This is a genomic window from Sphingomonas sp. UYP23 (genome assembly GCF_054059235.1).
On the sequence record NZ_JBSSBX010000001.1, the window covers coordinates 1,150,489 to 1,163,702 of the forward strand.

Consider the following 13,214-nt stretch of genomic DNA (forward strand, 5'->3'; position numbering starts at 1 on the left):
CGTTCACTCTCTCAAAAGGAGAGGATCTATGGCGACTCTGGCGCAGGACGTGACCGATCGGTTCGACGTCAGCCGACCCGAACTCTATCGCGACGATCTCTGGCAGGCGCCGTTCCGCGAACTCCGCGCGACCGCGCCGGTCCACCGCGTCGAGCATTCCGACTTCGGCCCCTATTGGTCGGTGTCGAGCTACAAGCCGATCGTGACGGTCGAATCGCTGCCCGATCTGTATTCGTCGCAGGCGGGGGGGATCACGCTCGCCGATTTCATCGAGAACAACCCGACCGATGTGCGGATGCCGATGTTCATCGCGATGGACCGGCCGAAGCACACCGGCCAGCGCCGCACCGTCGCGCCCGCCTTCACGCCGTCCGAGATGGTGCGGATGAGCGACAATATCCGCATGCGCACCGCCGAGGTGCTCGATTCGCTGTCATGGAACACGCCGTTCGACTGGGTCGACGCCGTCTCGGTCGAACTCACGACGCAGATGCTCGCGATCCTGTTCGATTTTCCGTGGGAGGATCGCCGCAAGCTCACCTTCTGGTCGGACTGGGCGGGCGATATCGAGCTCGTCAAGAACGAGGAGCTGCGGCTCGAGCGGCTCCGCCACATGTACGAGTGCGGTGGCTATTTCCAGAATTTGTGGAACGCCAAGATCGGCAAGCCGCCGACGCCCGACCTGATCTCGATGATGATCCATTCCGACGCGATGGCGGAAATGGACCAGATGGAATTCCTCGGGAACCTGATCCTGCTGATCGTCGGCGGCAACGACACGACGCGCAACACGATGAGCGCGATCGCCTATGGACTGGACCTGTTTCCCGACCAGCGCGCCAAGCTCGAAGCCGATCCCTCGCTGATCGCGAATACGGTCCAGGAAGTGATCCGCTGGCAGACCCCGCTCGCGCACATGCGCCGTACCGCGACGGTCGATTCCGAACTCGAGGGGCAGCAGATCAAGGCCGGCGACAAGCTCGCGCTCTGGTACATCTCGGCCAATCGCGACGAGAGCGTGTTCGAGGATCCCGACCGGATCATCGTCGATCGGGCGAACGCGCGGCGCCATCTCGCGTTCGGGCATGGCATCCACCGCTGCGTGGGGGCAAGACTCGCCGAGATGCAGATCGCGATCCTGCTCGAGGAGATGGCCAAGCGGCGGATGCGGGTGAACGTGCTCGACGAGCCCGAGCGGGTCGCGGCATGCTTCGTCCATGGGTACCGCAAGCTTCCGGTCGAGATCAGCCGCTACTGACCCCAGCCTGCCGTCACCCCGGCCTTGTGACGGGGCCCACCGTGCCGCACGCCGGTAAGGGGCAGCGCGTGCGTCACTGTGGCGCCCTGGACGAGCAAACGTCAGTTCGGCTTGGCGATCGCCTCGGCACGGACCGGCTCGCCATCGCCCGAGCAGTCGCCATTCTGCCGCGCCGTGACTGCCGGCGGCGCCTTGCGGCCCATCGTCCAGTTCGCCTGCATCCGCACCTTGGGATTGGGCGCGCACCAGATTTCGCCGGTCTCGTTGATCGCGGTGACCCAGATGAGGTTATGCTCCTGGCCGTAATCGATCACGGCGAAGGCGAAGCCCGGCCCCTTGTCGAGCACATGCACCGGAAGCGGCGGATCGAGTTGCTGCATCGTCATGGACCAGAATCGCGCGAGATCGCTTGCGGTTCCCGGTGCGTCCACCGACATCACAAGCGCGTAACTATCCTGCACCCCAAGCGTATAGCCGAGTGACGCCAAAAGGACCCGACCCATGCACGACCGCCGCCATTTCCTCGCTCTCGCCAGCACCGGTGCCGCCGCCTTCGCGCTGTTCGGCTGCAAGGGCGCGAATGCGGGACCGCCCGAGAAATTCGAAATTACGCTGAGCGATGCGCAGTGGAAGGCCAAGCTCTCCCCCGCTGCCTATAACGTGCTGCGGCACGAGGGCACCGAGACGCCGTATACCAGCCCGCTCAACGGCGAGCATCGTGCGGGGATCTTCTCGTGCGGCGGTTGCGGACTGCCGGCCTTCTCCTCGAAGACCAAGTTCGAGAGCGGCACGGGCTGGCCGAGCTTCTGGGCGCCGCTCGCCAATGCGGTGGGGAAGCGAACCGACAGTTCGCTCTGCATGGCGCGGACCGAAGTCCATTGCCGCCGCTGCGGCGGGCATCTCGGCCATGTGTTCGATGACGGCCCGAAGCCGACGGGCCTGCGCTACTGCATGAATGGCGTGGCGATGACCTTCACGCCAGGCAAGGCCTGATCTCCCGCACCCCGGCCTCGGCCGGGGTGCCGTTCAGCCGTGACGCTCGTTCGACAGCGACGCCATGATCATCGGTGTGCCACGCTCCTGCGTGTCGTCGCCGGTCGACTTGCCCGAATAGATGAAGCCCTTGGTCGGATAAGCCGAGGTGCCGAGGCCGCCCTGCGGGCCGTACCACACCTTGACTTCGCTCCAGTCGCCATTGGCCGAGACGTCGATCGCGCGGACATCATGCTCGACGCCGCCGCGACGCGACCAGTTGGCGTGGGTGAGAAGGACCTCGCGGTCGTTCACGACTTCGCTGACCATCGCGACATGGCCCATCCGCATCCGGCTGGTCGCAGAGAAAGCGAGCACTGCGCCAACCTTGGGGGCGTGGCCACGCGCGTAGCGACCGGCGGCCTGGCCCCACCAGGTGCTGGCATTGCCGTGCAGATCGATGCCCGACACTTCGCGCGCAAACGGCGCACACTGCCAGAACTGCGCCATCGCAGGGGTCGCCGTCAAAAGGGCGCACGATACCACCAGCGCAAAACGCGCTGCCAAAGCCTTTAATGTCATGTGACCCCCCAAAGGTCGTTTGAACTTGCTGAGTGTCTCAAAGCAGGTCGCCGCGCCGCTGAAAACCCTGTCGCCCCGATGAACGGAACCTTTTCCGACGAAGCGAGTTGACCGCACGATGACTGCCCGTTTCGGCATCTACCGACAGTCCGCCCGTGCCATGCGCGCTCGCATTGCCCCGCGTTCGCAGCTAAGAATCGCGCCATGAAACCAATCGTCGCCAGCCCGCGCCTGCTGCTTGTCCTCGTATTGGTCGCCGCGCCGTTGGCGGGATGCTCGCGCGAGAATGCGCCGGATGACGACGCTGCCCTATATCAGTCGAATGCCGCGACGCTCACGCCGGGTGTCCAGCCGGTCCGCGTCGGCGAAGGCGGCCCGGCGTTTCGCGCCTGCGCCAGTGTCGGCCAAGTGGTGAACCTGTCACCCGCGGGCGAACGCTATCTCGCGGTGCGGTCCGCGCCGTTTGCCGAAGCCGACGAGGTCGGTCGGCTCGGCGACGGCGCGAAAATGTATCTGTGTTCGCGCTCGCTCGATCAGCGTTGGCAAGGCGTGGTGGTGCCGCCCGCGGATACGCCGACAAGCGATTGCGGCGTTACCGCGTCGCTCGCGGGTCCGCGCGCTTATGCCGGGCCGTGCAAGTCGGGCTGGGTGTTGAGCGGCTTCGTCCAGCCTGCGGCGGGCTGACCCAGCACTAGGGTTTGTTAGCCTAGTATGGCGCGTGCTACCTACAAAACGACCTGAATACCGCTGTTTTGAATTTCGGGTTTGCGGGGCACGACAGGATCGGGCATCGCGGTGTCGGACAGACACGGCAGATGGCGGACCCATGGCACTCGACCCCGAAACCTTCGACGCATTGATCGACACGGTCCGGCGCTTCGTCGCCGAACGCCTCCGCCCGCTCGAGGCTGCGGTCGAGGAAGCCGATGCGATCCCGGCCGACGTGGTGCAGGACATGCGTGAAATGGGGCTGTTCGGCCTGTCGATCGACGAGGCGTTCGGCGGGCTCGGCCTGACGATGCTCGAAGAGGCCAAGGTCGCGATCGAGCTCGGCCGCACCACGCCTGCGTTTCGCTCGACCTTCGGCACCAATGTCGGGATCGGCTCGCAGGGGCTCGTCATGGCGGGCAACGCCGAGCAGAAAGCCGCGTGGCTGCCGCGCATCGCGAGCGGCGAGATCATCACCAGCTTCGCGCTGACCGAGCCCGACGTCGGATCGGATTCGGGCGCGGTCAAGACGCGCGCGACCTTCGACGGCCAGTCGTACCGGCTGAACGGCACCAAGCGCTACATCACCAATGCCGACAAGGCCGATCTGTTCACCGTGATGGCGCGGACCAGCGACGAACCCGGCGCGCGCGGCGTCTCGGCGTTCCTCGTGCCGCGCGATCTGGCGGGCGTGTCGATCGGCCACCCTGAAAAGAAGATGGGGCAGAAGGGTGCCAAGGTCGCCGACGTGGTGTTCGACGATGTCGTCGTCCCCGCCGAAAACCGCCTCGGCGCCGAGGGCGAGGGCTTCAAGATCGCGATGCGCGTGCTCGACCGCGGGCGGCTGCACATTTCGGCGGTGTGCGTCGGGGTGGCCGAGCGGTTGATCGCGGACTGCGTCGCCTATGCCACGACGCGCACGCAGTTCGGCAAGCCGATCGCCGAGCATCAGCTGATCCAGGGGATGCTCGCCGATTCGAAGACCGAGGCGCTGGTCGCGCGCGCGATGGTGCTCGAAACCGCGGCGGCGAAGGACGCGGGCAAGGACGTCGTCATGGAATCGGCCGCCGCCAAATATTTCGCGAGCGAGATGGTCGGCCGCGTCGCCGACCGCGCGGTGCAGATCTTCGGCGGGGCGGGCTATATCGCCGATTACGGGATCGAGCGGCTGTACCGCGACGTGCGGCTGTTCCGGATCTACGAGGGCACCAGCCAGATCCAGCAGATCATCATCGCGCGCGAGACGATCAAGCGCGGGGGGTGAGCGACGCAATTCAGCCCCTGCGGGAGGGGCGCAACCAAATCCCCCTCCCGCTTGCGGGAGGGGTTAGGGGAGGGCAGTGCAGCCAAGCGCAACGCCTGCGGCACGCCCCTCCCCCAGCCCCTCCCGCAAGCGGGAGGGGAGTTTTAGGAGAGAGAAGATAATGGACACCACCACCCTGTTCCGCCTCGACGGCCGCGTTGCGCTCGTCACCGGGGGCTCGCGCGGCATCGGCAAGATGATCGCGGCGGGCTTCATCGCGCAAGGCGCGACCGTCTACATCTCCGCGCGCAAGGCCGACGCCTGCTTCGAGACCGCCAAGGAGCTCGGCGAGAAGTGCATCGCGCTGCCGCAGGACGTGTCGACCGTCGCCGGCTGCAAGGCGCTCGCCGCGCAACTGGCCGAGCATACCGACCGGCTCGACATCCTGGTCAACAATGCGGGCGCCGCCTGGGGCGAGCCGTTCGAGGCGTTCCCCGAAAAGGGCTGGGACAAGGTGATGGACCTTAACGTCAAATCGCCCTTCTTCTTGACGCAGGCGCTGTTCGGACCGCTCAAGGCCGCCGCGAGCGCAGGGCAACCCGCCAAGGTGATCAACATCACCTCGATCGACGGCCAGCGGCTCAACCCGTGGGAGACGTACAGCTACCAGGCATCGAAGGCGGCGCTGATCTATCTGACCAAGCGGATGGCGGCACGGCTCGTCACCGATCACATCAACGTCACCTCGATCGCGCCTGGCGCCTTTGCCAGCGAGATGAACAAGGCTGCGCGCGATCATGGCTCGGCGATCGCACAGAGCATTCCGGCCAAGCGTATCGGCGTCGACGAGGACATGGCGGGCGCGGCGATCTATCTCGCGAGCCGCGCGGGGGATTATGTGATCGGCGATACGATCACGGTCGATGGCGGGCTGGTCCATGCCGCGCTAGGGACGTCGATCGACGCGTAAGGCGTCGTCACCCCGGCCTTGTGCCGGGGTCCACCGTGCAGCACAGCCAGCCGTCGACGCGGATTGGGACGCTCGCTGCCTGGTGGGCCCCGGCACAAGGCCGGGGTGACGGTTGGGCTAGGTCGTCTCCTGCGGATGATGCGGCACGAGGATCAGCACGCCCTCCTCGACTCGCCATGATTTCAGCCGCGACAGGAAATTCATCCCCACCACGTTCATGTCGCCGAACGCTGGCGACACCACCACCGGCAAATCCCGCGCGATCACATTGCCGATGCGCAGCACTGGCACCGTCGCGGTCTGCGCGGTGACGGTGCCGTTCGCGGTCTGCATCACCACCGGCATCACCGAATCGCTCGGTTCGATCCCCGCGGCAGCGGCGGTATCGGCCGAGATCGCGGTGACGGTCGCGCCGCTGTCGACCAGCATCCGCCGCTCGACCCCGCCGAGTTTGACGCGCACCCAGAAATGTCCGTCGCTCGCCATCGGCACACGCATCTCCTTGCCGACGAGCTGGTGCCCACCGATCTGGAAGCGCTGTGCGACGCGCGCGAACATCGGATCGAACTGCGCGCGCTCGACCACGAGCAACGCCACCACGACGAGCGCGCCCGCGGTCATCGCGAACGACAGCAGCCGTCCCAACACCGGCACGCGCCGCGCGAGGAACAGGATCGCCACCACGCCGGCGATCAGCAGATACAACGTCGTGTGCGGGCCGAGATTGGGAAGGTTGGTCACGATCGGAATATAAGGCGCGCCCGTGCCTTTATGAAGGCTGACCGAAGCCCGATGCCGGTCGCCTTACGCCATCGCCGCCAGCACGCGGTCGACCGTCGTCGTCGCGAACGCGGTGAAACTGTCCGCGACGCCGTACGGCAACAGGATGTCGCGCCCGACCGCCAGCGCGCCGCAGCTATATACGACGTTGGGGACATAGCCGTCGCGTTCGTTGGGGCTCGGCGTCAGGATCGGCGCGGGCGTGCGCGCGAGCAGCTTGGACGGGTCGGCCTTGTCGAGCAGGCACGCGCCGACGCAGTAATTGCGCACCGTTCCCACGCCGTGCGTGAACACCAGCCAGCCTTCGTCGGTTTCGATCGGCGAGCCGCAATTGCCCATCTGCACATATTCCCACGGATAGCGCGGCGAGACGATCTTGCCGCCGCCTTCCCAATGCAGGATGTCGTCCGAACGGTGCAGCCAGATGCTCTCGCTATCCTGCCGCCCGAGCATCACGAACTGCCCGCCGACCCGCCGCGGGAACAGCGCCATTCCCTTCGCCCCCGCCGCATCGCCGGTCAGCGCGCGCATCACGAAGGTTTCCGATCCGTCGCCCGAGAGCAATTCGGATCGCGCCCGAGAGCCGCTGAACGCGGTGTACGTGCCGTGGTAGGTGGTCGAGCCGTCGTCGTCGGTGAAGAGCACCAGCCGCAGGTCCTCGATGCCCTGATGCTGGCTCGGCAGCACCGGGAACAGCACGGTCTCCGAAATGTCGCGACTGCCATCGACGCGCAGCGTGACGACGGCACCGTCCTCGAGGCTCGTCCCCTCGATGATCGGCGGCACCGCGACGGGGCTCGGCGGATCGATCGACAGCGCGCCGCCGGGCACCCAATGCCCGGTGCGGAACGCAACCGAGGAGACATGCCCCTCGCCGATCCCGCGCAGCGACAGGACGAAGCGCACGCCGCCGTCGCGCGCGGTCGACTGGTCGCGCACGAGGACCGCGCTCGGGTTGAACAAGGCGGCCGCCTCGTAGGAATATTCTTCGCTGAAATAGGCGCCGATCAACCGGCGCTGTGCTGCGCTGGTGGTCAGCGGCGCGGGCATCAGCGCTGCGATCTCGTCATAGCGCCGCAGCAGCATCGCATCGACATCCCGGTGCCGCTCGTCGAGCGAATGGGTGACGAGCGCGAGTTCAGTCGCGAGCCCGGCATCGTCGAGCGTCAGGACACGCTCGACGATCATTTGCGTGCGACTGTGCCCGGCAACCTGGAAGGCGCTCGGATACTCGAGCGTAAAAGGCCGGACCACCGTGCGCGCCGGGTCGGGGCGGAGGATGAGGTCGGAATGGTCGAGCACCGGCTGGCCGTCAGGCATGGCAATTCCCTTGGTGAAACGGCAGACTATCCCAGCCGAGCGGCGCCAACGTGCGAGCGAGGCGGTCGATCCGGGATAATCGGGCAATCAAAATACGACGCTGTGGTGCTGTCCTTAGCGGCGTTGCGGATATTGTTATACACCGACCTTTCGTGCCACCGTCGGTTCCGCCGGGAAAGGCCGGTCGACGGGGGCAGGCGATGATAAAGCACGGAATCCTTGCGGCGGGCATCGGCCTGTTCGGGCTGGCCAGCCCGACAGGCGCACAGCAGGTCGAACAGCCGCCCCTCGTCGCGGAGCAACCCGCTTTGGCGGTGCTCAATCAGCTTGGCGGAGCGCCGAGCGATACCGCGCGGCTCGTCCTGCTTGACCGTGCGCTGACGCTGCTTCCGCAACCTACGACGCTACGCGGACACGTGCTGTGCGGCCGGGCTGCACTCCTCAGCCAACTCCACCGCGAAGACGAAGCGCGCGTTGGTTTCGATCAATGCCGGCAATTGCTGCCCGACGATCCCAACGTGCTGTTGCCGATCGCCTTCGACGAATCTCGCCGAAAACGGCCGGTCGAGGCGGCGGAATTGACCATCCGCGCGGCACGACTCAAGGCGCCGGGGCTCGACCATATCGATGCTGACGTAATGGCGACGGTGCTGCGCCAACTGGCGTATGTCGGAAAGGGTGATCTCGGCGAGACGATGATCGACGCGCTGGTCGCGGCCGGCTATCCGCGCGACAATCCAGTCGCCTTTTCGCAATATGCGCAGACCGCGATCCTGTACCGATTGCGGAGCGGCGATTGGGCGACTGCGACGCAGCTTCTGCCATCAGTGCTCAGCCCGCGCGCGGGCGTCGCGATGCTCGTCGATCGCCGCTATGCGCCGATCTGGCCCGCGATCGCGGGGTGGGCGGGCACCGATCTGGCGGTCCAGCGCAGCGCGTTGCTCGCGGGCGCGCGTGCCACTTTCGAGATGCACGAGACGCCGGAAACGCGGCTCGCTTATGCGCAGGCGCTCGTCGACACGGGCCATCGCGGAGAAGCGATCGCGCTGATCGATCAATGGCTCCACACCGAGATCGCGGCCGAGAAGATGTGGGTGCGCAGCATGGCGCTCCTCAGAATGGGGCGCTGGCTGGCGGAACAAGGCGAGCGCGCCGAAGGGATTCGCCGGATGCGCGCGGCGGTCGACGCCCCCGAACAGCTCGAATCCGGGATCGAGAACATCGTGCCCAATCTGGTGATGCAAGTGTTGCTGGCGCAGGACTTTACCGGCGCGATCGAACTGCTCGACCGCCATCCGCCAACCGCGGACAAGCTCGAAAGCCCGGTTGCTGCGGGCTATTTCGTCGCGTTGCGCGCGTGCGCGCTGCAGGGTCTCGGCAAGCAGGATCAGGCCAAGGCGCAACTCAAGCGGCTGCAGACCGTCTATCCCAGCGCCAAGGCTGCCGAGGACTATGCGGTCGCCTGCGTGGCGCCCATCGACGACCAGGCCCGCCACTGGATCAGGGCCGCGCGCGACCCCGACATGCGCACCGAGGCGCTCGTCGCGCTCGAAACCGCGCGGTATCGCGCGAAAAAGGGGCTGCCCGCGCTGTCGCTCACCGAACAGATGCTGCGCCGGATCGCGCCGCGCGCAGACGTGCAGCGCACCTTTGCCGAATTCGGCCGACCGCTGCCCAGCAGCTACGCCCCCGCTCTTGACGACTTCCACGTCGCACCCGCCGACATGCCACGCGGCCCCTCGCCCACGCCGGTCGCCTGACGCCGGGGACTCAGCGCGCAATTCCCCCGGCGGCGAGCACGGCGAGCGTCACAAGCTCGCTCGCGGTGCTCGTCATCGGCGCGATCTGCACCGACTTTTCCATGCCGACCAGCATCGGCCCGATCACCGCGTCGCCGCCCAGCTCGCGCAGCAGCTTGGCCGAGATGTTGGCCGATTGCAGCCCCGGCAGGATCAGCACATTGGCCGGCACCGACAGCCGCGCGAAAGGATAATTGGCGAGCTGCTTGGGGTTGAGCGCGACGTCGGGCGCCATCTCGCCCTCATATTCGAAGCTGACCTTGCGCGCATCCAGCACCTTCACCGCCGCGCGAATGTCGTCGAGCCAATTGCCCTCGGGATTGCCGAAGGTCGAATAGCTGAGGAACGCGACGCGCGGCTCATGCCCCATCCGCTTGGCGACGAGCGCGGTGCCCTCGGCGATGTCGGCGAGTTCCTCGGCACTGGGGCGTTCATTGACCGTCGTGTCGGCCATGAACACGGTGTGGCTCTGGCCGACCATCAGATGGATGCCGAACGGCGTGCGGCCCGCCTCGGGATCGATCACGCGGCGCACTTCGCGCATCGTGTGCGCATAGGTCCGCGTGATGCCGGTGATCATCGCATCGGCTTCGCCGAGCTGGAGCATCACCGCGCCGAAGATGTTGCGATCCTGATTGATCATCCGCTCGCAATCGCGCCGCAGATAGCCGCGGCGCTGGAGCCGACCATAGAGGAAATCGACCATCCGCGGCACCAGCGGCGATTTGCGGCTGTTGTGGAGCTCATAGCTGTCGGGATCGGTGACGCCGAGCGCGCGCAGCCGCTCGGGAACGTCGTCGCGCCCGACCAGCACCGGCGTGCCGTAACCGCCGTCCTTGAACGCGATCGCTGCGCGCAACACGACTTCCTCTTCGCCCTCGGCGAACAGCACGCGCTTGGGATGCGCCTTGGCGCCTTCATAGGCAAGCGTCAGCACCGACGTGGTCGGGTTGAGCCGCGCCTTGAGCGTCTGGCGATAGGCGTCGAGATCGAGGATCGGCTTGGTCGCGACGCCCGAATCCATCGCCGCCTTGGCGACCGCGACGGGGACGATTTCCATGAGGCGCGGATCGAATGGCGCGGGGATGATGTAATCGGGGCCGAAGGTGTGCCGCACGCCGTACGCGACGGCGACTTCCTCGGGCACCTGCTGACGTGCAAGCGCCGCCAGCGCATGCGCCGCGGCGAGTTTCATCTCGTCGTTGATCGTCGTCGCGCGCACGTCGAGCGCGCCGCGGAAGATGAACGGGAAGCATAGCACGTTGTTGATCTGGTTCGGATAATCCGAGCGCCCGGTGGCGATGATCGCGTCGGGGCGCGCCGCCTTGGCTTCGGGCGGGGTGATCTCGGGATCGGGGTTGGCCATCGCGAAGATGATCGGCTTGGGCGCCATCTTCATCAGGTCCGCCGCTGGCAGCGCGCCCGCCGCCGAAACGCCGATGAACACGTCGGCGTCCACCAGCGCCTCGGCGCGCGTGCGCGCGGCGGTGTTGACGGCATGCGCCGACTGCCACTGGTTGATGTCGTCGCGGCCCTGGTAGATCACGCCGCCCAGATCGATCATCGTCAGATGGTCGTTGGGCAGGCCCATCGCCTTGATGAGTTCGGCGCAGGCGATCGCCGCCGCGCCGGCGCCGTTCATCACCACCCGGGTGGTCTTGATGTCGCGGCCGGTCAGGAACAGCGCGTTGATGAGCCCCGCCGCACAGATGATCGCGGTGCCGTGCTGGTCGTCATGGAACACCGGGATGTTCATCTTGGCGCGCAGCGTCTGCTCGATGATGAAGCATTCGGGCGACTTGATATCCTCGAGGTTGATCCCGCCAAAGCTCGGCTCCATCAGCTCGATCGCGTCGATCAGTCGATCGGGGTCCTCGGTCTTCAGCTCGATGTCGATCGCGTCGACATCGGCGAAGCGCTTGAACAGCACGGCCTTGCCTTCCATCACCGGCTTGGAGGCCAGCGCGCCGAGATTGCCGAGCCCGAGGATCGCGGTGCCGTTCGAGATCACCGCGACGAGATTGCCCTTGGCGGTGTAATCATAGGCGAGGCTCGGATCGGCGGCGATCGCTAGCACCGGCACCGCGACGCCCGGCGAATAGGCCAAAGCGAGGTCGCGCTGCGTCGCCATCGGCTTGGAGGCGATGATCTCGAGCTTGCCCGGCCGACCCTCGGAATGGAACAGCAGCGCTTCGCGCTCGGAAAACTGAAGGTTCGATTCTTCGGACATGGCGGACGGTCTCCTGGAATGGCGCTGCCTTAGGCAGAGTTTGGCGCGATGGGAACGCCCCTAGTCGATGCCGCGGCTATCGAACGCGGCGCGCGACGCGGTGATTCGGTCGATATTCCGCGCCGCCCACGCCCATACGCCGCAAAACGCCTCGGCCAGCGTGAGGCCAAGTTCGGTCAGGCGATATTCGACCTTGGGCGGGATCACCGGGTGGATCGTACGGATCACCAGACCATCGCGCTCCATCTGGCGCAGCGTCTGGGTCAGCATCTTCTGGCTGATCCCCTCGACCAATTGCGCGATCCGCGAAAAGCGCAGTTCGCCATGTTCGGTCAGCACTTCGAGCGTGATCATCGTCCATTTGTCGGCGACGCGGCCGATCACTTCGGTAACGAGCGCCTCGACGCGCGGATCGAGATCCTCGGGATAGTCATGCGAGACAGCCATCGGTTTCCTTCAGGTGCGTATGGCAGCTTTCGGTGCCTACTTTCTAATGGAGAGCGTAGCCCATATCTGCGTCCACGTCATTGCGGCAGGAGAATTTTCATGAAGATGACCGGCAACACCCTTCTCATCACCGGCGGCGGATCGGGCATTGGCCGCGCGCTAGCAGAGCAGTTTCACGCCCTCGGCAACCAGGTGATCGTCGCCGGGCGCCGTGCCGCCCCGCTCGAGGCGCTCGCGCACGATGTGCCGGGAATTGCGACCGCCATGCTCGATGTCGCCGATGCCGCCGATGTCGCGCGCTTTGCAGCCCAGATCGTCGTCGATTACCCCGCGCTCAACGTCGTGGTCCACAATGCCGGGATCATGCGCGCCGAGACGTTCACCGCCGAACCGTATGACGTGAGCGACGCCGAAGCGATGATCGCGACCAATCTGCTCGGCCCGATCCGACTGACCGCCGCTCTGCTCGCGCACCTGCGAAGCCAGGCGGATGCCGCGATCCTGACGGTTTCGTCAGGGCTCGCCTTCGTCCCGCTCGTCGCCACGCCGACCTATTCGGCGACCAAGGCGGCGATCCACAGCTGGTCGCAGGCGCTGCGTTCGCAGCTCGCCGAAACCGGGATCGACGTGATCGAGATCGCGCCGCCCGCGGTCGCGACCGATCTGATGCCGGGGCATGCCGAAGATCTCAATTCGATGCCGCTCGACGCCTATATCGCCGAGACGATGGCCTTGCTCGCGGCGAACCCCGAGGGCCCGGAAAACACCGTGGAGCGCGTCAAATTCCTGCGCGATGCCGAGCGCGAGGGGCGGTACGACGCCGTCTATGCGCGGCTCAACGCCGCGCACTGACGGGCGAGGACCGCGCGCGGGCGGTTTCCTTTCGGGGGTGGGGGCGGTATCGG

The 13,214-nt window shown here is 66.3% G+C and carries 13 protein-coding genes; 7 read left to right on the plus strand and 6 right to left on the minus strand.

The genetic code is table 11. The features are described from left to right. Positions 1 to 28: 28 nt before the first annotated feature. Entirely contained in the window at positions 29 to 1,258 is a 1,230-nt protein-coding gene (locus ACVWYO_RS05760; protein ID WP_457349168.1) for a cytochrome P450, read from the plus strand. 101 nt (positions 1,259 to 1,359) lie between these two features. Here the strand turns inward: ACVWYO_RS05760 and ACVWYO_RS05765 are convergent, their stop codons facing one another. Continuing rightward, complete coding sequence (locus ACVWYO_RS05765) at positions 1,360 to 1,644, minus strand: hypothetical protein (protein WP_457349169.1); 285 nt, start codon at positions 1,642 to 1,644, stop codon at positions 1,360 to 1,362. 115 nt (positions 1,645 to 1,759) lie between these two features. Between ACVWYO_RS05765 and msrB the strand changes: the two genes are divergently transcribed. Beyond that, the gene (gene msrB / locus ACVWYO_RS05770; RefSeq protein ID WP_457349170.1) at positions 1,760 to 2,251 is read left to right on the plus strand and encodes a peptide-methionine (R)-S-oxide reductase MsrB; all 492 of its coding nucleotides are present in this window, start codon (positions 1,760 to 1,762) and stop codon (positions 2,249 to 2,251) included. Positions 2,252 to 2,284: 33 nt separating this feature from the next. Here the strand turns inward: msrB and ACVWYO_RS05775 are convergent, their stop codons facing one another. Then, positions 2,285 to 2,812, minus strand: coding sequence for a CHAP domain-containing protein (locus ACVWYO_RS05775; protein ID WP_457349171.1), 528 nt, complete (start codon positions 2,810 to 2,812; stop codon positions 2,285 to 2,287). A 204-nt stretch (positions 2,813 to 3,016) separates the two neighbouring features. On the opposite strand from ACVWYO_RS05775, the gene ACVWYO_RS05780 reads away from it, so the two are divergent. From ACVWYO_RS05780 to ACVWYO_RS05790, 3 genes are all read left to right on the plus strand, one after another. After that, a complete protein-coding gene (locus ACVWYO_RS05780) occupies positions 3,017 to 3,496 on the plus strand; it encodes a hypothetical protein (RefSeq protein WP_457349172.1) in 480 nt (159 codons plus the stop codon). A 142-nt stretch (positions 3,497 to 3,638) separates the two neighbouring features. Beyond that, a complete protein-coding gene (locus ACVWYO_RS05785) occupies positions 3,639 to 4,784 on the plus strand; it encodes an acyl-CoA dehydrogenase family protein (RefSeq protein ID WP_457349173.1) in 1,146 nt (381 codons plus the stop codon). A 160-nt stretch (positions 4,785 to 4,944) separates the two neighbouring features. After that, positions 4,945 to 5,733: an SDR family NAD(P)-dependent oxidoreductase gene (locus ACVWYO_RS05790; RefSeq protein WP_457349174.1), complete on the plus strand. Its 789-nt coding sequence runs from the start codon at positions 4,945 to 4,947 to the stop codon at positions 5,731 to 5,733. A 117-nt stretch (positions 5,734 to 5,850) separates the two neighbouring features. Here the strand turns inward: ACVWYO_RS05790 and ACVWYO_RS05795 are convergent, their stop codons facing one another. Together ACVWYO_RS05795 and ACVWYO_RS05800 are read right to left on the minus strand one after the other, a co-directional pair. Continuing rightward, entirely contained in the window at positions 5,851 to 6,474 is a 624-nt protein-coding gene (locus ACVWYO_RS05795; protein WP_457349175.1) for a retropepsin-like aspartic protease family protein, read from the minus strand. Positions 6,475 to 6,537: 63 nt separating this feature from the next. Next, positions 6,538 to 7,833, minus strand: coding sequence for a glycoside hydrolase family 130 protein (locus ACVWYO_RS05800; RefSeq protein ID WP_457349176.1), 1,296 nt, complete (start codon positions 7,831 to 7,833; stop codon positions 6,538 to 6,540). A 200-nt stretch (positions 7,834 to 8,033) separates the two neighbouring features. On the opposite strand from ACVWYO_RS05800, the gene ACVWYO_RS05805 reads away from it, so the two are divergent. Then, positions 8,034 to 9,593 carry a hypothetical protein gene (locus ACVWYO_RS05805; protein ID WP_457349177.1) on the plus strand — a complete coding sequence of 520 codons (1,560 nt, stop codon included), beginning with the start codon at positions 8,034 to 8,036 and terminating at the stop codon, positions 9,591 to 9,593. Positions 9,594 to 9,603: 10 nt separating this feature from the next. On the opposite strand, the gene ACVWYO_RS05810 is transcribed toward ACVWYO_RS05805, so the two are convergent. Continuing rightward, positions 9,604 to 11,862 carry an NADP-dependent malic enzyme gene (locus tag ACVWYO_RS05810; protein ID WP_457349178.1) on the minus strand — a complete coding sequence of 753 codons (2,259 nt, stop codon included), beginning with the start codon at positions 11,860 to 11,862 and terminating at the stop codon, positions 9,604 to 9,606. 60 nt (positions 11,863 to 11,922) lie between these two features. Further along, positions 11,923 to 12,309 carry a winged helix-turn-helix transcriptional regulator gene (locus ACVWYO_RS05815; RefSeq protein WP_457349179.1) on the minus strand — a complete coding sequence of 129 codons (387 nt, stop codon included), beginning with the start codon at positions 12,307 to 12,309 and terminating at the stop codon, positions 11,923 to 11,925. A gap of 99 nt (positions 12,310 to 12,408) precedes the next feature. Between ACVWYO_RS05815 and ACVWYO_RS05820 the strand changes: the two genes are divergently transcribed. Further along, a complete protein-coding gene (locus ACVWYO_RS05820) occupies positions 12,409 to 13,161 on the plus strand; it encodes an SDR family oxidoreductase (protein WP_457349180.1) in 753 nt (250 codons plus the stop codon). Positions 13,162 to 13,214 lie beyond the last annotated feature (53 nt).